The sequence below is a fragment of the Pseudomonas sp. LBUM1679 genome, assembly GCF_059695565.1.
Map to the genome: position 1 here is coordinate 308,211 of NZ_CP166774.1, position 23,786 is coordinate 331,996.

A 23,786-nucleotide genomic window follows, 5' to 3' on the forward strand; every position below is an offset into this window, starting at 1 on the left:
GGAGCGGGGTGCGGGGGTAATTAGCCTTCGAAACCACCACAAACCACTGTGGGAGCGAGCTTGCTCGCGATGGCGTCCTGACATTCAACATGGATGTTGGCTGTCAGATTGCTATCGCGAGCAAGCTCGCTCCCACAGGGTTTGGCTGTGTTTGTGCGACCGGGTTACACCAGAATCGAAGTCCCGGTCATTTCGGCTGGCTTTTCGAGGCCCAGCAACATCAACATGGTCGGCGCCACGTCTGCCAGCACGCCGCCTTCGCGAACCTTCAGGTCCCGCTTGCCGACATAAATGAACGGCACCGGCTCGGTGGTGTGGGCGGTGTGCGCCTGGCCAGTGGACTCGTCGGACATTTGCTCGACGTTACCGTGGTCGGCAGTGATCAGCGCTTCGCCGCCGACTTTTTCCAGGGCGTCGACGATGCGGCCGACGCACAGGTCCAGGCATTCAACGGCTTTGACGGCCGCGTCGAACACGCCGCTGTGGCCGACCATGTCGCCGTTGGCGTAGTTGACCACGATCACGTCATAACGCTGGTTGTCGATAGCGTCGACGATGCGGTCGGTGACTTCCGGGGCGCTCATCTCAGGCTGCAAGTCATACGTGGCGACTTTTGGCGACGGGATCAGGATGCGTTCCTCGCCCGGGAACGGTTCTTCACGACCGCCGGAGAAGAAGAAGGTCACGTGGGCGTATTTCTCTGTTTCGGCAATGCGTAGCTGGGTCTTGCCGTTTTTCGCCAGGTAGTCGCCCAGCACGTTGTCCAGGCTGCCGGCGGCGAAGGCCGAGGGCGCAGGGATGCTGGCGGCGTATTGGGTCAGCATGACGAATCCGGCCAGTTTTGGCTGGCGCGCACGCTCGAACTCATTGAAATCGTCTTCGACGAACACGCGGGTCAGTTCGCGGGCGCGGTCAGCACGGAAGTTCATGAACACCACGGCGTCGCCGTCTTCGACTTTGACCGGCTCACCGATGGACGTGGCCTTGACGAATTCGTCGCTCTCGCCACGTTCGTAGGCGGCTTGCAGGCCTTCCTGGGCGGTGGCGGCATTGAATTGGCCATTGCCGTCAACGATCAGGTTGTAGGCCTGGGACACGCGGTCCCAGCGGTTGTCGCGGTCCATGGCGAAGTAACGGCCGACAATGCTGGCGATCCGGCCTTTGCCGAGGGCCTGGAAGGTCGCGTCGAGCAGTTCGATGGACGACTGAGCGCTTTTCGGCGGCGTGTCGCGACCGTCGAGGAAGGCGTGCAGGTAGATTTTTTCGGCGCCGCGCTTGTAGGCCAGTTCAGCCATGGCCACCAGATGATCCTGGTGGCTGTGAACGCCGCCATCGGACAGCAGGCCCATGAAGTGCACGGCTTTGCCGGCGGCAACGGCTTTATCCACCGCGGCGCAGATGGTCGGGTTCTCGAAGAACTCGCCATCGCGGATCGATTTGGTCACGCGGGTGAAGTCCTGATACACCACGCGGCCGGCGCCGAGGTTCATGTGGCCGACTTCGGAGTTGCCCATCTGGCCATCCGGCAGGCCGACGTCCATGCCGCTGCCCGAAATCAGGCCGTTCGGCACGGTGGCCCACAGGCGGTCCAGCACGGGCTTTTTCGCCGCAAAGATGGCGTTGGATTCAGGGCTCTCACTGTGACCGAAGCCGTCGAGAATAATCAGGACCAAAGGTTTAGGCGTGGTAGTCATGGATTCCACTCGTGGCTGAGTTAAAAAGAGGGCGATGGAAAAGGGAGTGGCAGTTTAAAGCGAAGTTCCGACCGCGTCACCGCCGGACGGGGTTTGGCCCACCATAGTGGCTGTGTATACTGGCCGACATTTTAACGCCCTGGAACCTCCTTCGATGGTTGCTCACCTGATTGAATTTGCCACTAACCACTATCTGCTCGTCGGTATCTTCGTCGTACTGCTGGCGTTGCTGATTGCCTATCAGATGCAAGGCGGCGGCCGTAGTCTGAGCACCGGTGAACTGACCGGGCTGGTCAACAAGGACGCCGGCGTCGTCATCGACATTCGTTCGAACAAGGATTTTGCCGCCGGTCACATTGTGGGTGCGTTGAACATTCCCCACGACAAACTGGCTGCTCGTGTTGGTGAGCTGGAAAAGCACAAGGCCAAGACCATCATCCTGGTCGACGCTGTGGGCCAGACGGCCGGCACCCATGCCCGCGAACTGGTGAAAGCCGGCTTCACCGCCGCCAAGCTGTCCGGCGGTATTTCCAGCTGGAAAGGCGACAACTTGCCGTTGGTGAAGTGATATGAGCAACGTCGTCGTCTACTCCAGCGATTACTGCGGTTATTGCTCGCGAGCCAAGTACCTGCTCGAGAACAAAGGCGTGGCCTTCGAAGAGATCAAGGTCGATGGCAAGCCGCAGGTGCGCGCCGCCATGGCCCAGAAAGCGGGGCGTACGTCCGTGCCGCAGATCTGGATCGGTGAGCGCCACATTGGCGGCTGTGATGATTTGTTTGCCCTTGAGCGCACCGGTAAGCTCGACGAACTGCTCAAGGCCTGAACGCCTTCCCTATAAGACCCCAAGATCAGAAAGGATCTGAGATGACTGACCAACAGAACACTGCAGCTAGCGAAGAAGAAACCGCACCGCAATTCTCCTTGCAGCGCATCTACGTACGTGACTTGTCCTTCGAAGCCCCGAAAAGCCCGGCGATTTTCCGCCAGCAGTGGGAACCGAGCGTCGGTCTGGATCTGAACACCCGTCAAAAGGCGCTGGAAGGCGATTTCCATGAAGTCGTGCTGACCTTGTCGGTTACCGTGAAGAACGGTGAAAGCGGAGAAGTGGCGTTCATCGCTGAAGTGCAACAGGCCGGGATCTTCCTGATCAAGAACCTGGACGATGCTTCGATGAGTCACACCCTGGGCGCGTTCTGCCCGAACATCCTGTTCCCGTACGCGCGCGAAACCCTGGACAGCCTGGTGACCCGCGGTTCGTTCCCGGCACTGATGCTGGCTCCAGTGAACTTCGACGCGCTGTATGCACAAGAGCTGCAACGCATGCAGGCGGCTGGCGAGACTCCGACCGTTCAATAAGCTGCGCTGCTGAAAATCGCGGGCAAGCCCGCTCCCACAGGATTGTGCAAAACCTGTGGGAGCGGGCTTGCCCGCGATTGTTTCTGTCAGCCGAAAATGATCTTCGAGTTACTTGAACCCGAGCTGGCGCCAGCCTTCGTAGACGGCGACCGCCACGGTATTCGACAGGTTCAGGCTGCGGCAGCCTTCACGCATTGGTAGACGCAGGCGTTGTTCGCCGGGCAGGGCATCGAGCACTTCCGCCGGCAGGCCCCTACTTTCAGGGCCGAACAGGAACGCATCGCCCTCGGCGAAGCTGGCATCGTGGAACGGCCGTGAACCCTTTGTCGTGAAGGCGAACAGCCGTGGATGGCCAAGGCTCTCCAGGCAGCTGGCAAGGTCTGCGTGACGCTGCAGGGTGGCATACTCGTGGTAATCGAGGCCGGCCCGGCGCAGGCGCTTGTCGTCCATCTCGAAGCCCAGCGGCTCGATCAAATGCAGGTGGCAGCCGCTGTTGGCGCACAGCCTGATAACGTTGCCGGTATTCGGCGGAATTTCTGGTTGGAAAAGGATGACGTGAAACATGCACGGCTCCGAAGGTAAAGATGACCGGCATTCTACGCCGCCCGTGGACAAGCGATCGAAACTATTCCCGCGGGTGATGGCTTCGCTGGCGATTGTCGGGGTGATGGTGGGGTTGATGATCGGTCGCTTGACCACCCCCGACCCCAGCGAATTGCAGCAGATCGAGGTGACGGGCGACGGACTGGTGGTGTGGTTCAACAATGAACCCAAGACCCACGGCGAGTTCGTCGACGGCAGCCTCGCGCTGCTGTTCGAGGCCGAAGGCAAGGCACAGAAAGGTCAACTCAAGCTCAACGACAAGCGTGTGAACTGGCGAGTGCGTTCAAGTGATGGGGGGTTGTTGCTGACAGTGGTGGCGGCCCGGCCGCTGCGGGGCGAGTGGGCCGGTAGCGAAGTCGATGACCGCTGGCGGCTGGAGATCCATCTCCGAGAGTAATAAAAGAGGGAATCCCCGGCCTGCCTGTACCAAGGTTCCCGAAACGGGAGGGCTCATCGCTAGTGCGTTGTGAGCCCGGTGTAAAGAAGGAATCCCCGGCCTGCCTGTACCAAGGACCCCAAACTGGAAGGGCTCGTCGCATGTGCGGTGTGAGCCTGGTGTAAAGAAGGAATCCCCGGCCTGCCTGTACCAGGGTTCCCGAAACGGGAGGGCTCATCGCTAGTGCGTTGTGAGCCCTGTGTAAAGAAGGAACCCCTGACCTGCCTGTATCAAGGGCCCCAAAACTGCAGGGCTCGTCGCTTGTGCGGTGTGAGCCCGGTGTAAAGAGGGGAATCCCCGGCCTGCCTGTACCAAGGTCCCCGAAACCGGTGAGTGAAGTGAATCACTGAATGGACTATTGCAGGGGGCGTGCCAGGTTTTAACAAGTCGAAACAGAAACGCTCTCCGAAACGCTGAAAGCCCCGTATTTCGGGGCTTTCGTGTTTTTTCGATAGGGGTTCGATTGCGAAAGTCGGCGAGGTTTTGAATGAGTTTTTGTGCGCGATCGCGGTTCACCATGCATTGCGGCGGTGCACTCGCCCCTAAAAGCATCGCGGGCAAGCCCGCTCCCACAGGGTTCAATGGTGCTCACGCAATCGTGAAACACCACAATCCACTGTGGGAGCGGGCTTGCCCGCGATTGGATCTAACTGTCAGCGAAGTACTAACGGCCGGTTAACCCTCTTCCCCTTCATCATCATCCCCGCCATCCACCTTCATCCCCAATTCCTTGATCTTGCGCGTCAGGGTATTACGCCCCCAACCCAGCAACACCGCGGCATCGCGGCGGCGGCCAGCGGTGTGTTTGAGGGCGGTTTCGATCATGATCCGTTCGAAAGCCGGCACAGCGCTGTCGAGCAGGTTCGACTGGCCACGGGCCAGTGCCTGGTCAGCCCACTGCCGCAGCGCTTGCTCCCAGTTGGTCACTGGCGCCGAATCCTGCGGCAGGCTCAGCAGCTCCGGCGGCAGGTCACTGATGTGCACTTCGCGTCCTGAAGCCATCACCGTGATCCAGCGGCAGGTGTTCTCCAGCTGGCGCACGTTGCCGCCCCACGGCAGGTTCTTCAGGTATTCCTCGGTTTCGCTTTTCAGCAACTTGGGCTCCACCGCCAGTTCTTGCGCGGCGCGGCTGAGGAAGTGCTTGGCCAGGGTCGGGATGTCTTCGCGACGGTCCGACAGCCGTGGGATATGAATGCGGATCACGTTGAGGCGGTGGAACAAGTCTTCGCGGAATTTTCCGCCGTGCACCAGGGTTTCCAGATTCTGGTGCGTCGCGGCGATGATTCGCACATCGACCTTCACCGGCACATGACCGCCGACGCGGTAAAACTCACCGTCCGCCAGTACCCGCAACAAGCGAGTCTGAGTGTCCGCTGGCATGTCGCCGATCTCATCGAGGAACAGCGTACCGCCATCAGCTTGTTCAAAACGCCCGCGACGCAGGTTGGCCGCACCGGTGAACGCACCTTTCTCATGGCCAAACAGCTCGGACTCCATCAGGTCTTTCGGGATCGCTGCCATGTTCAGCGCGATGAACGGCGAAGACGCCCGAGGGCTGTGACGGTGCAGGGCATGGGCCACCAGTTCTTTACCGGTGCCGGATTCGCCGTTGATCAACACGGTGATGTTGGAATGGCTCAAGCGCCCGATGGCGCGAAACACTTCCTGCATCGCCGGCGCTTCACCGATGATTTCCGGGGTGCGGGTCAGAGCGACCGGGACTTCCAGGCCTTGTTGTTCCTGGGCGTGCTGGTTGGCGCGCTTGACCAGGGAAACCGCTTCGTCGACATCAAACGGCTTGGGCAGGTATTCAAACGCGCCGCCCTGATAGGACGCGACAGCGCTGTCCAGGTCGGAGTGCGCAGTCATGATGATCACTGGCAGCCGTGGGTGTTGTTCGCGAATCCGCGCCAGAAGGTCCAGGCCGCTGGCGCCGGGCATGCGGATGTCGGAAATGATCACGTCCGGCTGCTGACGCGCCAGGCGGCTCATCACACCATCGGCGCTGTCGAAGCTTTGCGTGGTCATGCCTTCTTGCTGCAGGGCTTTTTCCAGGACCCAACGGATAGAACGGTCGTCATCGACGATCCACACGGTTTCACTACGGCTCATGTCGATGTGGCTCCTTGTTCCAGTGGCAGAAAGATCGAGAAGGTGGTGTGGCCTGGATGGCTGTCACATTCGATCAGGCCCTGGTGCTGGCTGATGATGTTCTGGGTAATGGCCAGGCCCAGCCCGGTACCGTCCGGGCGCCCGCTGACCATGGGAAAGAAGATGGTTTCCTGCAGCTCGGCGGGAATGCCCGGACCGTTATCGATGATTTCGATCTTGGTCACCAGGCGATGGCGCACGTGGCCAATGGTGAACTGGCGCATGGCGCGGGTGCGCAAACTGATGCGGCCCAGGCGCAGCTCGTTCTGGGTGCTGATGGCCTGCATCGCGTTGCGCACGATGTTCAGCACGGCCTGGATCATTTGTTCGCGGTCGATCAACACGTCGGGAATGCTGGGGTCGTAGTCGCGCACCAAAGTGATGCAACCCTGGCTTTCAGCCTCGACCAGTTGGCCGACGCGCTCGAGCACTTCATGAATATTGCACATGGCCAGGGACGGTAGCTTGTTGGAGCCGAGCATGCGATCGACCAGGTTACGCAGGCGGTCGGCTTCTTCAATGATGACGTTGGTGTAGTCACGCAAGCTTTCTTCCGGCAATTCCCGGGCGAGCAATTGCGCCGCGCCGCGGATCCCGCCCAGCGGATTCTTGATTTCGTGAGCGAGACCGCGCACCAGCATCTTGCTGGTTTCCTGCTTCGACAGCTGGGCCTCTTCCTTGGTGATCCGCAGCAAACGGTCCCGGGGGTGGACTTCCAGCAGCAGCATGGTAGCGCCGTTGGCCAGGATCGGTGTCACCGCGTAATCCACGGTGAGGGTCTGGCCGGTGAGGGCGGTGAGCATCGCTTCGCGCTTGGTGAACGGGTGCGCCTGCTCGACCGCCTGGCGCAGGGAATTCAGCGCTTCGGGGGATTCGGTGAACAATTCACTGATGAACTGCCCATGGCTGCGCTGTCCACTGACGGCCAGGAGCATCTCCGCCGCCGGGTTCATGTACTCAAGACGCAGTTCGGCATCGAGCAGGATGGTGGCGGTGGTCAGGTTGTCGAGTAGCAAACGGTGTAGTGCGTCGCTTATGGTCATCAGGACCTCTTTTGGAGCGGAGCGTGCGCAAGAAACAAGCGTTGGTACAAGGAAAATGCAAAAACCAAACCAAGGCTCCGAAAAGAAGCGTTTGAGGCCTGAAACAGACGTTTGACGCTCGGTTGCGTGGCGTTCTGCCAGCTTTGACGGGTATTTTCGAACCAAAATGGGGTGGCGAGTGGATATGGGGCAGCATGTCGCCCCAATATAGTGCGCAAAGCTGAGCGAGGTTAGAAGAAAGGCAGGAAGGAATTTTTCTCTTCTTCGGGTTTGTCCTTGAGTGGACATTCCGGTCGTTGGCCGTAGTCATCGAGCGCACAGGGTGTGACCTGGCGTTTCTGCGCGAGGGATATGCGCAGCATGTGGAATGGCTGATTGGCCGTGCGTTCCACGGTGCGGCCCTGTTCGTCGAGGATCTCCACGGACAGGTGATGACTGCCGCGGTCGACGTTGCTTAGGGGGAAGACCGGGCTGGGGCCGGGTTCGGCAACGGGTTGGCCGTCCAGCAGCAGGCGGAAGCGGTGACCGCGTTGCAGGCCGGGCTCGCTGGTGACGCTGACGATCAATTCGCCGGCGCTGCTGCGGACAGTGGCGTCGGGCTCCGGTACCAGCACTCGCAGCATGTCATAGTGGAAAAGTGCCTTGGCTTCGGTCTTTTTACCTGCAGCGACAGGGGCTGCGGCGGTCGGGTTGGCTGACATGCGATTACTCGGGGCTATCGGCACTCGCTTGGCGTTGTCGGCGCCTGGTCGGTCGGTGAAGACCCGATTGCCCTGAGCGTCGACGTAGGTGAACACGTCGGCCGCTACGGGCAGGGCGATCCAGCATGCGATCAACAGCCAGCGCCTCACGGCTTATGCACCCGTTGTACGGTGAAGGTCACGCTCGGACTCTGCTGGACGATGTTTTCCCCGTCGATGACCTGCACCGCGAGGCTGTGCAAGCCGCGATCAATGTTCACCAGCTGCAGGATCGGCACGTTGCCGGGTTGGCCGTAGGGTTGGTCGTCCAGCAACAGCCTGAACAGATGCGGACCTTGCAGGCGAGGCTTGATCAATACGTTGACGGTGAAGGTGCCGTTGTTGGCGCGCAGGGCTTCGGTGGTCGGCAGGCCGGTCAACTCCAGCACCTCGTAGGCGCTGCGAGGCTGCTCGCGATCAATGGCGTCGGCAGGTGGCGCGGGTGCGCTTGGCGTCAGGGGCTCGACACTGTTGAGCGGCGGCAACTCGACCGGCTGCGCCTTCACGCCGTCGGGCGGTTGGTTGCTGTAGGCGGTGTTGCCGTTGGCGTCGGTGTACTTATAGATCTGCGCTGCGGCAGGCAGGGCGATCAGCAGCAACATCAGTAGCAAACCACGACCCATAAAATCGACCAGAAAATGAAAGCGTTGGGGGGCAGCATAGGTCAGGGGTGGTGGTTGACCCAAGTTGTTAATACTTGGGCATGATTTACCGAAGTCTCCCAAACACTGCAGTTCCCTGTGGGAGCGGGCTTGCCCGCGAAGGCGTCGGCACATCCAACAGTAATATTGACTGGTACAACGTTATCGCGGGCAAGCCCGCTCCCACAGGGTTCTTCATCGGTTGTGGAATCGTGTCAACAAAAAAGGCCTCCCGAAGGAGGCCTCTTTGTCACGCCGCTTGCGCAGGCGCTACCGGATCAGCAGCTGTAGTACAGCTCGTATTCCAGTGGGTGTACGAAGGTACGTACCTTGATTTCTTCTTCGCTTTTCAGGGCGATGTAAGCGTCGATGAAGTCGTCGCTGAAAACGCCGCCTTTGGTCAGGAACGCACGACCTTTGTCCAGCTCTTCCAGGGCTTCTTTCAGGCTGCCGCAAACTTGTGGGATCTCTTTCGCCTCTTCAGGCGGCAGGTCATACAGGTTTTTGTCAGCAGCGTCGCCAGGGTGGGTCTTGTTCTGGATACCGTCCAGGCCGGCCATTACCAGGGCAGCGAAGGCCAGGTACGGGTTGGCTGCCGGATCCGGGAAGCGAGCTTCGATACGGCGAGCGCGAGGGCTGGACACGTAAGGAATACGGATCGAAGCGGAACGGTTGCGAGCCGAGTAGGCCAGCATCACTGGAGCTTCGAAACCTGGGACCAGACGCTTGTAGGAGTTGGTCGACGGGTTGGTGAAGCCGTTCAGGGCCTTACCGTGCTTGATGATGCCGCCGATGAAGTACAGGGCGGTGTCGGACAGGCCGGCATAGCCTTCGCCAGCGAAGGTGTTCTTGCCATCTTTGGCGATGGACAGGTGAACGTGCATACCCGAACCGTTGTCGCCGTACAGCGGCTTAGGCATGAAGGTCGCGGTGCGGCCGTATGCGTCGGCAACGTTGTGTACGCAGTACTTCAGGGTCTGAACTTCGTCAGCCTTGGCCACCAGGGTGTTGAACTTCACACCGATTTCGTTCTGGCCGGCAGTCGCCACTTCGTGGTGGTGAACTTCGATGACCAGGCCCATTTCTTCCATGGCGTTGCACATGGAGGTACGGATTTCGTGGTCGTGGTCGAACGGCGGAACAGGGAAGTAGCCGCCTTTGACGCCTGGACGGTGGCCACGGTTGCCGCCTTCCACGTCCTGGTCGGACATCCACGAACCTTGTTCGGAGAAGATTTTGAACATGGAACCGGAGATGTCGGACTTGAACTTCACTTCGTCGAAGATGAAGAATTCAGGCTCTGGACCAACGAATACGGTGTCGCCGATACCGGTCGACTTCAGGTATTCCTCGGCACGCTTGGCGATCGCACGTGGGTCACGGTCGTAGCCTTGCATGGTCGAAGGCTCGATCACGTCGCAGACCAGGATCAGGGTCGGCTCTTCGGTGAACGGGTCGAGAACGGCAGTGCTGTCGTCCGGCATCAGGATCATGTCGGAGGCTTCGATGCCTTTCCAGCCAGCGATGGAGGAACCGTCGAACATTTTGCCTTCTTCGAAGAAAGCGTCATCCAGCGCGTCGCGAGCCGGCATGGTCACGTGATGCTGAGTGCCTTTGGTGTCTGTGAAGCGCAGATCAATCCACTTGACGTCATGATCTTTGATGAGTTGAACCGACTTCGACATAGTGTCCTCCGGGTGGATTCGGGCTTGGGTAGTGGAAGGCCCTTGGAATGTGGGTGATGCCGGCGCGAATACTCTGCCAAGGCAACCTGCCTCACAAGGGAGCAAATTGCATGCCAGTGCCCCATCATGGTTTTTTTGCCCCAATATCACGCTTATAAAGGCGCAATCAGTCATAAAGAACAAATTCACGCCCTGTAATGTGGCGCTCAATTCAATAAATGACCTGTTTTGGTGCGCGCGAAACCTTCTGTACATTAACTGGTTAAACCTTGAGCAATTTCCGCTATAATCCGCGCCCCCCTTTTTCGGCTGGCCCAGCGCGCGCTGTTTTCATGAAACTAATCGTAAAAGTCTTTCCCGAGATCACCATCAAGAGCCGCCCTGTACGGATGCGTTTCATCCGCCAGTTGGCCAAAAACATCCGTACCGTGCTCCGCGACCTGGACCCGGCTGTGGTGGTGAACGGTGTGTGGGACAATCTCGAGCTGGAAACCCGCGTCAGCGAGCCCAAGGCCCTGAAGGAGATGACCGAGCGCCTGAGCTGCATGCCGGGCATCGCGCATTTCCTGCAGGTCGATGAATACCCGCTGGGTGATTTCGACGACATCGTCGCCAAGTGCAAGCAGCACTTCGGCGAGGCGTTGGCCGGGAAGATCTTTTCGGTGCGCTGCAAACGTGCCGGCAAGCATGAATTCAGCTCGATGGACGTCGAGAAATACGTCGGCAGCCAGCTGCGTCGTCAGTGCGGCGCCGCCGGAATTTCGCTGAAAGAGCCTGAAATCGAAGTTCGCATCGAAATTCGCGACAAACGGTTGTTCGTGATCCACAACCAGCACAACAGCATCGGTGGTTATCCGTTGGGGGCCCTGGAACAGACGCTTGTACTGATGTCCGGCGGCTTCGATTCCACCGTTGCCGCTTACCAGATCATGCGCCGCGGGCTGATGAGCCATTTCTGCTTCTTCAATCTTGGCGGGCGTGCCCATGAGCTGGGCGTCATGGAGGTCGCGCATTTCATCTGGAAGAAGTACGGCAGCTCCCAACGCGTGTTATTTGTCAGTGTGCCGTTCGAGGAAGTACTGGGAGAAATTCTCGGGAAAGTCGATAACAGTCATATGGGTGTAGTTTTGAAGCGTATGATGTTGCGCGCTGCTTCCCGTATTGCCGATCGGCTGGAAATCGAAGCGCTGGTCACCGGCGAAGCGATTTCCCAGGTATCGAGCCAGACGCTGCCGAACCTGTCCGTGATCGACTGCGTGACCGACAAGCTGGTCTTGCGTCCGCTGATTGCCAGTCACAAGCAGGACATCATCGACCTGGCCAACGAAATCGGTACCGCCGACTTCGCCAAGCACATGCCGGAATACTGCGGGGTCATCTCGGTGAACCCCAAGACCCACGCCAAGCGTCCGCGCGTGGAGCATGAAGAGAAAGAATTCGACATGGCGGTACTCGAGCGTGCGCTCGAGAACGCCAAACTGGTGCCGATCGATCGCGTGATCGACGAATTGGGCCAGGACTTGCAGATCGAAGAAGTCAGCGAAGCACTGGCGGGCCAGATCATCATCGACATCCGTCACCCGGATGCCGCTGATGACGAGCCGTTGGAACTCGCTGGCATTGAGGTACAGACGATGCCGTTTTATGCATTGAACGCTCGTTTCAAGGAACTGGACCCTACTCGCCAGTACCTGCTGTATTGCGACAAAGGCGTGATGAGTCGCCTGCATGCCCACCATTTGCTCAGTGAGGGGCATGCCAATGTGCGCGTTTATCGACCGAGCTAAGAGCCCGGGGCTGTTTGCCTGTGGCCTGCGTCACCGGCCCCCCGACGCCGCCGTCAAGCTGTAACGGCAAGGCCTGACTCTACTGTTAATCGCTGCCAAGACTTGTCAGCGCACCGAATCCTCTGATCGAGATACACAAGTGATCGAAAATCTACGCAACATCGCCATCATTGCTCACGTTGACCATGGTAAAACCACCCTGGTAGACAAACTCTTGCGTCAATCCGGCACCCTGGAGCGCAACGAGCTCAACGACGAGCGCGTGATGGACTCCAACGACCAGGAGAAAGAACGCGGTATTACCATTCTGGCGAAAAACACCGCCATCAACTGGAACGGCTACCACATCAACATCGTGGACACCCCGGGCCACGCCGACTTCGGCGGCGAAGTTGAACGCGTAATGTCGATGGTTGACTCCGTTCTGCTGCTGGTTGACGCTCAAGACGGCCCTATGCCGCAAACCCGTTTCGTGACCAAGAAGGCTTTCGAAGCCGGCCTGCGTCCAATCGTGGTCATCAACAAGGTTGACCGTCCAGGCGCGCGTCCGGACTGGGTTCTGGACCAGATCTTCGACCTGTTCGACAACCTCGGTGCTACCGAAGAACAGCTGGACTTCAAAGTCGTCTACGCCTCGGCCCTGAACGGCATTGCCGGTCTGGAACACACCGACATGGCTGAAGACATGACCCCGCTGTACCAGTCGATCGTCGACAACGTACCAGCACCGAAAGTCGACCGTGACGGTCCGTTCCAGATGCAAATCTCGGCACTGGACTACAACAGCTTCCTGGGCATCATCGGCGTTGGCCGTATCGCTCGTGGTCGCGTCAAGCCGAACACCCAGGTTGTTGCGATCGATGCCGACGGCAAGCGCCGCAACGGCCGTATCCTGAAGCTGATGGGTCACCACGGTCTGCACCGCGTTGACGTTGAAGAAGCAGCTGCCGGCGACATCGTCTGCATCAGCGGCTTCGAGTCGCTTTTCATCTCCGACACTCTGTGCGATCCACAGAACGTTGAAGCGATGAAGCCGCTGACCGTTGACGAGCCAACCGTTTCGATGACCTTCCAGGTTAACGATTCGCCGTTCTGCGGCCGTGAAGGCAAGTTCGTCACCAGCCGTAACATCAAAGAGCGTCTGGACAAGGAACTGCTCTACAACGTTGCCCTGCGCGTTGAAGAAGGCGACACCGCCGACAAGTTCAAAGTGTCTGGCCGTGGTGAGCTGCACTTGTCCGTACTGATCGAAACCATGCGTCGCGAAGGCTTCGAAATGGGTGTTGGTCGTCCGGAAGTGATCATCCGTATGGTTGACGGCGTGAAGCACGAACCGTACGAAAACGTGACCATCGACCTGCCGGAAGAATCGCAAGGTTCGATCATGGAACAGATCGGTATCCGTAAAGGCGACCTGACCAACATGGTTCCGGATGGCAAGGGCCGTGTGCGCCTTGAGTACAACATCCCGGCTCGTGGCTTGATCGGTTTCCGTAACGAGTTCCTGACCCTGACCTCCGGTGCAGGCATCCTGACCTCGATCTTCGACCGTTACGACGTGATGAAGTCCGGCGACATGTCCGGCCGTCAGAACGGCGTGCTGGTGTCGGTGGCTACCGGTAAGGCGCTGACTTACTCGCTGGAAACCCTGCAAGCTCGCGGCAAACTGTTCCTGGGTCACGGCGAAGACGTGTACGAAGGTCAAATCGTCGGCATCAACAGCCGCGACAACGACCTGGGCGTCAACCCAACCAAAGGCAAGAAGCTCGACAACATGCGTGCTTCGGGTAAAGACGAAACCATCGCTCTGGTTCCGCCTATCCGTTTCACCCTGGAACAAGCGCTGGAATTCGTTCAAGAAGACGAATTGTGCGAAGTCACTCCTAAGTCCATCCGTCTTCGCAAGAAGATCCTGGGCGAAAGCGAGCGTACCCGCGCTGCCAAGAAGTCCGGTAACTAAGTCATTTAGTTAGCTGGCAAAAAAACGCCCCCGACCGCAAGGTCGGGGGCGTTTTTGTTTGTCTGGGTTTTTTGTGTTGCCTGAGCTGGCGCCATCGCGGGCAAGCCCGCTCCCACAGTGGTTTGGGGGGGGCACATAACCTGCGTTCAGCGCCGAACCCTGTGGGAGCGGGCTTGCCCGCGATGGGGTCCGGTTAGGCAGCGAGATTCTGGATCAGAACTTCTCGAGGGTCCGACGGCTCTCGCTGGTCTCACGCGCCACTTCTTTAGGTTTGTAAGCGCAATACCCCGGCCGAGGCCCGATTTTCGGGTGATTACGGCAAGTATCCGGGCGCTTTTCATAAATAGTGCACAGACGGCTCTTACGATCCAGGTACAGGCAATCGTTGTTGCTCATGCGCTGGAGGGTGAAGATCTCGGACTTCTGGTTGTAGCGCTCGACGATCCCTTCCTTCTGCAAGCGCTTGGCGATGTTCTTCGCTGGCTCGCCGCGCTCGAATTCGTCGACAATACCGATACGGATCAGATCCTTGATCTTGACCTCGACTGGCAGCGTGCAGCAGCTGGACACGCAGGAACCGCACATCGGCGCAGAGTACTTGGCCCAGGTATCGAGGCGATCGATCTCCGCGGCGGCGATCAGGTTGGACTTCATCATCGATTGTTACCAGCGTGTGCATCAGGGCGCGCGATCATACCGGGACTGGTGGATTTTTGAACAACCTTTCGCCAGATTTTTTCATGAATTGCCCAATGACCGCTGTATTCCGGCACGGGCCCTGCATTCTTTCCGGTGCGCGACAAGGTAATGTGGATCTATCTCACACTAACGGGAAAAACTGCCGAACCAGAGTTCCAACGACCTGTCTGACCGTCTAGGCTCAACTATTCCACGCTCGCCCGAGGTCCTATCGATGACTCAAGAACCACTTGTTCGCGAAGCCGAGGTGGCCGCATTTCGCGACGCCGTCTTGACCAAGCTCACCTATGCGGTGGGCAAAGACCCGGATCACGCCTTCGACCACGACTGGTTCGAGGCCATAGCCCTGGCAGCGCGCGATCACATGGTCGAGCACTGGATGGATCACACCCGGCAGATCTACCGCAAAGGTCAGAAACGGGTTTATTACCTCTCCCTGGAATTTCTCATCGGCCGGCTGCTCTACGACAGCCTGAGCAACCTCGGCCTGCTGGACGTGGCCCGCGAGGCCATGACCGAACTCGGCGTCGACCTTGAGCGCATCCGCCTGCTGGAGCCCGATGCGGCCCTTGGCAACGGTGGCCTCGGTCGTCTGGCCGCGTGCTTCATGGAAAGCATGTCGACCCTCGGCATCGCCGGGCACGGCTACGGCATTCGTTACGAGCACGGCTTGTTCCGTCAGGCCATCGTCGATGGCTGGCAGCAGGAACAGACCGAACACTGGCTGGATTTCGGCAACCCGTGGGAGTTCGAGCGGCCGGAGGTGGTTTATCCGATCGGTTTTGGCGGCAGCGTCGAAACCGTCACCGACGAAACGGGCAAATCCAAGCAAGTCTGGACCCCGGCGGAAACCGTGCGCGCGATTGCCTACGACACCCCGGTGGTCGGCTGGCGCGGGGCGAGCGTCAACACGCTGCGCCTGTGGCGTGCCCGTGCCATGGAAGATTTGCACCTGGAGCGCTTCAACGCCGGTGACCACTTGGGCGCCGTGGCGGAAGTCGCCCGGGCCGAAAGTATTTCCCGCGTACTCTACCCGGCCGACAGCACCGAAGCCGGCCAGGAGCTGCGCCTGCGCCAGGAATATTTCTTCGTCGCCGCGTCCTTGCAGGACTTGCTGCGCCGCCATCGCAACATGCACACCTCGGTCCTGACCCTGGGCGACCACGCGGCCATCCAGCTCAACGATACTCATCCCTCGATCGCCGTGGCCGAGCTGATGCGTCAGCTGGTTGATGTGTACGACGTGGCGTGGGACGCCGCCTGGCAGGTCACTGTCGACACGCTGTCCTACACCAACCACACGCTGTTGCCGGAAGCGCTGGAAACCTGGCCGGTCGGGTTGATGGAGCGCATGCTGCCGCGGCACATGCAGATCATTTACCTGATCAATGCCCAGCACATCGACTCGCTGAGGGCCAAGGGCGTCCATGACTTCGAAGTGCTGCGGGCGGTATCGCTGATCGAAGAAGACAACGGCCGTCGTGTGCGCATGGGTAACCTGGCATTCCTCGGTTCCCACAGTGTCAACGGCGTGTCCGCGCTGCACACGCAACTGATGCGCAAAACCGTGTTCTCCGAGTTGCACAAGCTCTATCCGGAGCGGATCAACAACAAGACCAACGGCATTACCTTCCGCCGCTGGCTCTACCAGGCCAACCCCGAACTGACCTCGATGATGGTCGATGCCCTCGGTCCGGATCTGCTCAATAACCCTGAAGAACGCTTGCGCGACCTGGAACCCTTTGCCGAGAAAGCCGCGTTCCGCAAGGCGTTCGCCGAGCAGCGCCTGCACAGCAAGAAAGCCTTGGCGTACATCATCCACGAGCGACTGGGGGTGGCGGTCAATCCGGCGGCGATGTTCGACGTACAGGTCAAACGGATCCACGAATACAAACGTCAGTTGCTGAACCTGCTGCACACCGTCGCGCTGTATCAGGCGATTCGTGCCGAGCCGGAAATCGACTGGGTGCCGCGGGTGAAGATTTTCGCCGGCAAGGCCGCAGCCAGTTATCACCAGGCCAAGCTCATCATCAAGTTGACCAACGACATCGCCCGGGTAGTGAACAACGACCCGACCGTGCGCGGCTTGCTCAAAGTGGTGTTCCTGCCTAACTACAACGTCAGCCTGGCGGAAAGCATCATTCCGGCAGCGGATTTGTCGGAGCAGATTTCTACCGCTGGCTTCGAGGCGTCGGGCACCAGCAACATGAAGTTCGGTCTAAACGGCGCGTTGACCATCGGCACGCTGGACGGGGCCAACGTGGAAATGTGCGAGTTCATCGGTGCCGAACACATGTTCATCTTCGGCCTCAGCGCCCAGCAGGTCGAGGCGCGCAAGCAGAACCACGAGTTCAATGCGACGCCGGATATTGCCGCGTCCCACCGCCTTAATGACGTGCTGCAGGCCATTCGCGGCGGCGTGTTCTCGCCGGATGATCCGTCTCGTTATACCGGGCTGATCGACTCGCTGATCGACTACGACCGTTTCCTGGTCTGCGCCGATTTCGATTCTTACTGGGACGCGCAGATGCGCGTTGAAGCCCATTGGCACGATTCCCAGGCATGGTGGCGTTCGGCGGTATTGAACACCTCCCGGATGGGCTGGTTCTCTTCCGACCGGACCATTCGCGAGTACGCCACGGATATCTGGAAGGCGCTGGAATAACTTTTAACGATAATTGCTAGCCAGGGTCCGACGGGTGTTGGGCCTGATCGATATACTAAGCGCCGGTTACAACGGGGCAAAGTATGGCTAGGCTCAGTCAAAGGCAATCCAATGTGGGAGCGAGCTTGCTCGCGATAGCGGACATGCATTCAGCATCAATGGTGAATGTACGGGCCCCATCGCGAGCAAGCTCGCTCCCACAAGGTTTGTGTTGTTTCAAAGCAGACTGAAGCCCAGATGCTGCATTGCTCGGATTTACCCATCGCGGGGCCGCTTAGGGATATCGACCATGCAATGGATGTTCATGCTGATTGGCCTGGTGCTGGGCTGGATGCTCGACGAGTCGTTCAGCGATGCGCTGTTGGGCGCACTGCTCGGGTTGGGGATCGGCCAGGCCATCCGCATCGGCCGTCTGGATTCCCAGGCTGCCGAGCAACGCTTGCAGATTGAGCAGGCACGGGTTGCGCTGCATGTGGTCGAGCAACGACTGGCATTGCTGGAGGTGTCAGGCGTCAAATCGGCTGAAGCCTGCGAACCCGCTCCGTCCGCTGAAATCATTGTCGACGAAGTGTCTGCCCACCCCCCCGAATTGATCTGGGAACTCCCGCCCGAACTCGAACCGATAACGGTTGCGGCCACCGAAACCAGTCCCCCGCGCCCTGTCGATGCCTGGAAACCCGGGCCGGTTGCCCGCAAACCGCATCAATCGGCCGTCCCTCTCGATCCCGATTTGATCGAACGCGCTATCAGCGTCGCCCGCGCCTGGCTGTTCGGCGGCAACACCGTCCTGCGAGTCGGCGTGGTGCTGTTGTTCCTTGGCCTGGCATTTCTACTGCGCTATGCCACCGAAGGCATGGTTGTGCCGATTGAGTTGCGTTACGCCGGCGTCGCGACGGCGGCATGGGTGCTTCTGGGGTTGGGTTGGTGGCTCAGAGCACGCAATAGCCATTACGCACGGGTGCTGCAAGGCACCGGGATCGCGGTGTTGTACCTGACCGTGTTTGCCGCGATGCGTCTGCATCTGCTGCTCGATCCAACGACGGCGTTGGGTCTGCTGGTCGCGGTGACAGTGTTCTCGGCGATTCTGGCCATTTCCCAGGACGCTTTGGGGTTGGCTGCCGCTGCGGCACTCGGCGGTTTCGCGGCGCCTATCCTGACCTCCACCGGCGCCGGCAATCACGTCGTGCTGTTCAGTTACTTCGCCTTGCTCAACGCCGGCATCCTCGCCATCGCCTGGTTCAAGGCCTGGCGTTTGCTCAACCTGATCGGTTTTGTCGGCACCTTCGGCATCGGTTTCGCCTGGGGCCTGCGCGCCTATGCGCCGGACCTGTTGTGGAGCACCGAGCCATTCCTGATCCTGTTCTTCCTGATGTACCTGGCCATCGGCCTGCTATTTGCCCGGCGCAAGCTGCTGGAGAGGGCCGACGAGGCCAAGGATGACAGCCGTGAGGCGCTGCCGCGCTGGTCGTCGCGCAAGGGTGACTATGTCGACGGCACCCTGCTGTTCGGCCCACCGCTGGTGGGCTTCGGCTTGCAGTTCGCGCTGGTCCGGCACCTGGATTTCGCCGCGGCGTTCAGTGCGTTGGTGCTGGGCGTGATTTATATGGGGCTCGCTCGATTGCTGACCGGGGGGCGGACCTTGCTGCTGGCGCAAACCTGTCTGGCGCTGGGCGTGATCTTCGCCAGCCTGGCGATTCCGCTGGGGCTCGACGCCCGCTGGACGGCTGCCGCCTGGGCAGTGGAAGGCGCGGGGATTTTCTGGCTCGGCCTGCGTCAGCAACGACCGCTGGCCCGGGCCTTTGCCTTGCTGCTGCAACTGGGTTCGGCGCTGGCGTTCCTCGGTGAACTGCGAATGGGCGCGAGCAGCCTGCTGGACGGGGCGCCTCTGGGTGCGTTGATGCTCGGCGGGGCGTTGTTGTTCAGCTTCTATCAATTGCGCAGCGCTTTGCCTGAACAGGCGTCGCAGTGGGAGCGTAAAGGGTTGCCAGTGCTGGCCAGCCTCGGTCTGGCCTTCCTTTACTTGCTGGCACCGCTGTTCTTCTTCACCCAAGGTACGGCGATCAGTTGGGCGCTGGCTGGGTTGGCGACGCTGTTTGTCGGTGTGCGTGTGCAATCGCGGACGTTCCTGTTCAGCGCTTTTGCCGTGCAATTACTGGGCGGCGCGGGGTTCCTGCTGGCCGGACCTGATCTGTTCGGGCCGTTGGCCAGCGAAGGTCTGCGCCCCTTGGCGCATGGCGGTTTCTGGACCCCGTTGGTGCTGGGACTGGCCGCGATGGTCGGGGCCTGGCGGTTGCAGCTCGGCAACCCTGCCTCGGCGCTCGATACATTGAGTTTGCAGCGTTTGTCCGACGTGTTGCTGGTGTGGGGCGCGCTCTGGTGGGCGCTGGCGTGGATCAGTGAAGTGCTGCGTTTTGCCCCTGTGAATGTGCAAGCGACGTTATTGCTGTGGGTCGCGGCGATCAGTGTCGCCTTGTGGGCAATATTGGCGCTGCGTCTGAGATGGCCGTCCCTGGGGTTGCTCTGCACCTTGCTGATGGCCGCCGCCGGTCTGGTATTGCTGGCGGCTTGGCATTCGCGTTATCACCCGGCTGCCCATTTCGCCTGGCTAGCCTGGACGGCGGTGTTCGTTGTGCATTTCATTTCCCTGCGGCGTCTGGCGCCAATGTTGCCGGCGCGTTCCCTGGGCACCGCCCATGTCCTCGGCTGTTGGCTGCTGATCGGTGTACTGGCGCTGGAGTTGCGCTACGGCTTGATGGTGTTGTCCGGGCACTACAACGCCTGGCGCTGGTTGGGTTGGGCAATGCTGCCGAGCCTGTATCTGCTGCTCGCGGCTGCGCCCCGTGTCTGGCCTTGGCCGGTGTCGGCTTATTCCCGGGAATACCGTCTGTACGCGGCAGCCCCCCTGGCATTGTTGATGCTCGGCTGGTTCTGGCTGGCGAACATCGTCAGTGATGGCACTGCCGAGCCGCTGCCCTATGTGCCGTTGATCAACCCGCTGGAGTCAGGCCTGCTGTTCACGCTGTTCGGCCTATACGTCTGGTCCCGCAGCGCGGTGACGCAATGGGCGATTCGCAAGGATTGCGCCGCGCATGCCGCGCAGCTGATCGCCGGGGTCTCGCTGTTTGCATTCTTTACTGCGCTGGTGATGCGCACCGCCCACCACTGGGGCGATGTGCCGTTCGAGCTGGATGCCTTGCTCGACTCCATGCGGGTTCAGGCCGGCCTTTCCATCGTCTGGACCTTGATCGCCCTGAGCCTGATGATCGGCGGTCATCTGCGCCATCGCCGTGAGGTCTGGCTGATCGGTGCGGCGCTGATCGGCGTAGTGGTGGCCAAGCTGTTCTTTGTCGAATTGAGTAACCGCGGCGGGCTGGCGCGGATCGTGTCGTTTATCGGCGTCGGTGTCTTGCTGTTGGTTGTCGGTTATTTCACCCCGTTGCCTCCCAAGCGTGATGCTGTGCCTGATCCTGCAAAGCCGGCCCCGCAAACCGAAGGCGTGTCGTCTTGAATCGACAAATGCACGCATTCCAATGGGGGAGCGAGCCTGCTCGCGAAGGCGATTTATCTGTCGGTAAAGACGCCGGTTTCGAACTACGCTCATCCGGGTGCATGAACTCTATTGGGTGTAACACGTCTGATAGGAGGAAATGCGCCCCGACTCGCGCTAAACTGCGCGGGTTTTCAGCCCCCCCATTCCACCGGAGCCTTCCATGTCCCGCGTTACCCTGAGTCGCTATTTGATTGAGCAGACCCGTAGCAACAACACCCCTGCCGATCTGCGTTTCCTGATCGAAGTGGTGGCGCGTGCTTGCAAAGAGATCAACCACGCCGTGTCCAAAGGCGCCCTCGGTGGTGTTCTGGGCAGCATGGGCACTGAAAACGTTCAAGGTGAAGTGCAGAAAAAACTCGACGTGATCTCCAACGAGATCCTGCTCGAAGCCAACGAATGGGGCGGTCACCTGGCCGGCATGGCGTCCGAAGAAATGGACAACGCCTACCAGATCCCGGGCAAATACCCGAAAGGCGCGTACCTGCTGGTTTTCGACCCACTGGACGGTTCCTCGAACATCGATATCAACGCGCCGGTCGGTACGATCTTCTCGGTGCTGCGTTGCCCGAACGAATACCTGAGCCAGAACGAGCCCTTGAACGAAAAGGCTTTCCTGCAGCCAGGCACCGAACAAGTGGCTGCCGGTTACGCGATCTACGGTCCACAGACCATGTTGATCCTGACCCTGGGCGATGGCGTGAAAGGCTTCACCCTGGACCGTGAAATGGGCAGCTTCGTGCTGACTCACGAAGACATCAAGATCCCGGAAACCACCCAGGAATTCGCGATCAACTCGTCCAACCAGCGTCACTGGGAGGCGCCGGTACAACGCTACGTCGGCGAATTGCTGGCTGGCGAAGAAGGCCCGCTGAAAAAGAACTACAACATGCGCTGGGTAGCCGCGATGGTTGCCGATGTGCACCGCATCCTGACCCGTGGCGGCTTGTTCATGTACCCGCGCGACAGCCGCGAGCCGTCCAAGCCGGGCAAGCTGCGTCTGATGTACGAAGCCAACCCGATGTCGTTCCTGGTTGAACAGGCCGGCGGCGCGTCCACCGATGGCCATCAGCGCATTCTCGACATCAAGCCTGACGGCTTGCACCAGCGTGTCGCGGTGTTCCTCGGCTCGAAAGAAGAAGTGGCACGCGTCACGGCTTACCATAAGGAATAAACCATGCCCGCGCCCTGGCAGCCGTTGCTCGAGTGGTGGTTCGGTACGTTCGAATCCCCCAGCGAAATAGCGGCTGACAAGGGCAGGTTATGGTTTGGCAAACGCGACAGCCAGGACCTCGAAGCGCGAACGCGTTTCGGGGGCTGGGTCGAGCAGGCACTGGCCGGCGGTTTGACCGAGTGGGCGCAACGTCCCGAAGGTTGGCTGGCCCTGGTGTTGTTGCTCGATCAACTGCCGCGGATGATCTTTCGCGACGCTCCCCAATCCTTTGCCGGCGATCTCAGGGCCCAGGCGCTGGTGGCGCAAGGCATTGCTGCGGATTTTGATCGGCAGTTGCGGCCTATCGAGCGGGTGTTTATCTATCTGGTGTTCGAGCACTGCGAGAATCTGGCGGTGCAGAATGAAGCGGTCTCAAGGTACATCGATCTGGTTGCCCAACAGCCGGAGGCCGATCGGACACTGTTTACCGATTATCTGAGCTATGCCGAGAAGCACCAGCAGGTGATTGCGCGGTTTGGACGGTTTCCGCATCGCAACGCGGTGTTGGGGCGCGAGTCTACGGCTGAGGAGTTGGCGTTTCTTTCGGGGCCTGGGTCTCGGTTCTAGCGTTTCGGTGTTGCTGATGCCGCCATCGCGGGCAAGTCGGATCGCCGCACCGCCGCTCCCACAGTGATTTCTGTCGTACACAAAATTTGTGTCCGCCGAAGATCATTGTGGGAGCGGCGGTGCGGCGATCCGACTTGCCCGCGATGAGGCCGGTAAAAGCGACTTAGATCCTGAAACTGCCCACCAACTGTTTAAGCCGCGCCGCCTGCTGCTCAAGATCAGCACACGCACGCAAGGTCGACTGCAAGTTCTCCACCCCTTCCTGGTTCAGCGTGTTGATCTCGGTAATGTCGACGTTGATCGACTCCACCACTGCCGTCTGTTCTTCCGTCGCCGTCGCCACCGACTGGTTCATCCCGTCGATCTCGCCGATACGCTGAGTGACACTGCCCAGGCGCTCGCCAGCCTGATTGGCAATGCCGACGCTGCTTTCGCTCTGGCGCTGGCTGTCGGTCATGATGCTCACCGCTTCCCGGGCGCCCACTTGCAGTTCTTCGATCATCTTCTGCACTTGCTGCGCCGAATCCTGAGTGCGGTGGGCGAGGTTGCGCACTTCATCGGCGACCACGGCAAACCCGCGTCCGGCTTCGCCCGCACGCGCCGCTTCAATGGCTGCGTTGAGCGCCAACAGGTTGGTCTGCTGCGAGATGCTGGTGATCACTTCCAGAATCTGCCCGATGTTGACCGTGTTGCTGTTGAGCGTCTCGATGTTGCCGCACGAATCGCTGATCTTCGCCGAGAGCTGTTGCATCGCCGCGATGGTTTTATCCACCACTTGCTGACCGTCCTCGGCCAGGCTGCGGGCATCGCTCGAGTGCTGGGAGGCGAGGGCGGCGTTCTGGGCGATTTCCTGGGCGGCAGCGCCCAGTTCGTTGATGGCTGCGGCGACGCTGCTGGTGCGCGAGGCTTGCTGATCGGAGTTGAACATCGACGAGTTCGACGCGGCCACCACACGCAAGGCCACTTCGTTGACCTGACCGGTGGCCGAGGCCACTTCC

At 60.0% G+C, this 23,786-nt stretch carries 19 protein-coding genes; 10 read left to right on the forward strand and 9 right to left on the reverse strand.

Annotated features, from left to right (window positions below; translation table 11 throughout):
* Window positions 1–164: 164 nt before the first annotated feature.
* On the reverse strand, window positions 165–1,694 hold the full coding sequence (gpmI, locus tag ACA062_RS01470; RefSeq protein ID WP_497454918.1) for a 2,3-bisphosphoglycerate-independent phosphoglycerate mutase: 1,530 nt from the start codon (window positions 1,692–1,694) through the stop codon (window positions 165–167).
* A 154-nt stretch (window positions 1,695–1,848) separates the two neighbouring features.
* On the opposite strand from gpmI, the gene ACA062_RS01475 reads away from it, so the two are divergent.
* The 3 genes from ACA062_RS01475 to secB are packed head-to-tail and all read left to right on the forward strand — an operon-like array spanning window position 1,849 to window position 3,051.
* Window positions 1,849–2,262, forward strand: a complete 414-nt coding sequence (locus ACA062_RS01475) for a rhodanese-like domain-containing protein (RefSeq protein WP_497454919.1) — start codon at window positions 1,849–1,851, stop codon at window positions 2,260–2,262.
* Window position 2,263: 1 nt separating this feature from the next.
* Entirely contained in the window at window positions 2,264–2,518 is a 255-nt protein-coding gene (gene grxC, locus ACA062_RS01480; RefSeq protein ID WP_497454920.1) for a glutaredoxin 3, read from the forward strand.
* 41 nt (window positions 2,519–2,559) lie between these two features.
* Complete coding sequence (gene secB, locus ACA062_RS01485) at window positions 2,560–3,051, forward strand: protein-export chaperone SecB (protein ID WP_045061997.1); 492 nt, start codon at window positions 2,560–2,562, stop codon at window positions 3,049–3,051.
* Window positions 3,052–3,159: 108 nt separating this feature from the next.
* On the opposite strand, the gene ACA062_RS01490 is transcribed toward secB, so the two are convergent.
* Window positions 3,160–3,615, reverse strand: a complete 456-nt coding sequence (locus tag ACA062_RS01490) for a tRNA (cytidine(34)-2'-O)-methyltransferase (RefSeq protein WP_007949025.1) — start codon at window positions 3,613–3,615, stop codon at window positions 3,160–3,162.
* Here ACA062_RS01490 and ACA062_RS01495 point away from each other — a divergent pair.
* Window positions 3,614–4,051, forward strand: coding sequence for a hypothetical protein (locus ACA062_RS01495; RefSeq protein WP_497454921.1), 438 nt, complete (start codon window positions 3,614–3,616; stop codon window positions 4,049–4,051). The genes ACA062_RS01490 and ACA062_RS01495 overlap by 2 nt on opposite strands.
* Window positions 4,052–4,765: 714 nt before the next feature.
* On the opposite strand, the gene ntrC is transcribed toward ACA062_RS01495, so the two are convergent.
* From ntrC to glnA, 5 genes are all read right to left on the reverse strand, one after another.
* Window positions 4,766–6,202, reverse strand: coding sequence for a nitrogen regulation protein NR(I) (gene ntrC, locus ACA062_RS01500; RefSeq protein WP_497454922.1), 1,437 nt, complete (start codon window positions 6,200–6,202; stop codon window positions 4,766–4,768).
* Window positions 6,199–7,284 (reverse strand): nitrogen regulation protein NR(II), encoded by a 1,086-nt coding sequence (gene glnL / locus ACA062_RS01505; RefSeq protein WP_497454923.1) that lies wholly within the window; start codon window positions 7,282–7,284, stop codon window positions 6,199–6,201. The genes ntrC and glnL overlap by 4 nt, the downstream gene beginning before the upstream one ends.
* A 230-nt stretch (window positions 7,285–7,514) precedes the next feature.
* Window positions 7,515–8,135 (reverse strand): DUF4124 domain-containing protein, encoded by a 621-nt coding sequence (locus tag ACA062_RS01510; RefSeq protein WP_497454924.1) that lies wholly within the window; start codon window positions 8,133–8,135, stop codon window positions 7,515–7,517.
* Window positions 8,132–8,647, reverse strand: coding sequence for a DUF4124 domain-containing protein (locus tag ACA062_RS01515; protein WP_497454925.1), 516 nt, complete (start codon window positions 8,645–8,647; stop codon window positions 8,132–8,134). Before ACA062_RS01515 ends, ACA062_RS01510 begins: the two co-directional genes overlap by 4 nt.
* Window positions 8,648–8,943: 296 nt before the next feature.
* Window positions 8,944–10,350, reverse strand: coding sequence for a glutamate--ammonia ligase (gene glnA / locus ACA062_RS01520; RefSeq protein WP_497454926.1), 1,407 nt, complete (start codon window positions 10,348–10,350; stop codon window positions 8,944–8,946).
* Window positions 10,351–10,682: 332 nt separating this feature from the next.
* Here glnA and thiI point away from each other — a divergent pair, with 332 nt between their 5' ends.
* Window positions 10,683–12,137, forward strand: a complete 1,455-nt coding sequence (thiI, locus tag ACA062_RS01525) for a tRNA uracil 4-sulfurtransferase ThiI (protein WP_497454927.1) — start codon at window positions 10,683–10,685, stop codon at window positions 12,135–12,137.
* 139 nt (window positions 12,138–12,276) lie between these two features.
* Window positions 12,277–14,097 carry a translational GTPase TypA gene (typA, locus tag ACA062_RS01530; RefSeq protein ID WP_169357454.1) on the forward strand — a complete coding sequence of 607 codons (1,821 nt, stop codon included), beginning with the start codon at window positions 12,277–12,279 and terminating at the stop codon, window positions 14,095–14,097.
* 213 nt (window positions 14,098–14,310) lie between these two features.
* Here the strand turns inward: typA and ACA062_RS01535 are convergent, their stop codons facing one another.
* Window positions 14,311–14,751 (reverse strand): YkgJ family cysteine cluster protein, encoded by a 441-nt coding sequence (locus ACA062_RS01535; RefSeq protein WP_102136469.1) that lies wholly within the window; start codon window positions 14,749–14,751, stop codon window positions 14,311–14,313.
* A 259-nt stretch (window positions 14,752–15,010) separates the two neighbouring features.
* On the opposite strand from ACA062_RS01535, the gene ACA062_RS01540 reads away from it, so the two are divergent.
* From ACA062_RS01540 to ACA062_RS01555, 4 genes are all read left to right on the forward strand, one after another.
* Complete coding sequence (locus tag ACA062_RS01540; RefSeq protein ID WP_497454928.1) at window positions 15,011–17,461, forward strand: glycogen/starch/alpha-glucan phosphorylase; 2,451 nt, start codon at window positions 15,011–15,013, stop codon at window positions 17,459–17,461.
* Window positions 17,462–17,750: 289 nt separating this feature from the next.
* Window positions 17,751–20,969, forward strand: a complete 3,219-nt coding sequence (locus ACA062_RS01545) for a DUF2339 domain-containing protein (RefSeq protein ID WP_497454929.1) — start codon at window positions 17,751–17,753, stop codon at window positions 20,967–20,969.
* Between the two features lie 202 nt (window positions 20,970–21,171).
* Window positions 21,172–22,182, forward strand: coding sequence for a class 1 fructose-bisphosphatase (locus ACA062_RS01550; protein WP_497454930.1), 1,011 nt, complete (start codon window positions 21,172–21,174; stop codon window positions 22,180–22,182).
* Window positions 22,183–22,185: 3 nt separating this feature from the next.
* Window positions 22,186–22,788 (forward strand): DUF924 family protein, encoded by a 603-nt coding sequence (locus ACA062_RS01555; RefSeq protein WP_497454931.1) that lies wholly within the window; start codon window positions 22,186–22,188, stop codon window positions 22,786–22,788.
* Window positions 22,789–22,951: 163 nt separating this feature from the next.
* On the opposite strand, the gene ACA062_RS01560 is transcribed toward ACA062_RS01555, so the two are convergent.
* Complete coding sequence (locus tag ACA062_RS01560) at window positions 22,952–23,716, reverse strand: methyl-accepting chemotaxis protein (RefSeq protein WP_497457343.1); 765 nt, start codon at window positions 23,714–23,716, stop codon at window positions 22,952–22,954.
* Window positions 23,717–23,786: the final 70 nt, after the last annotated feature.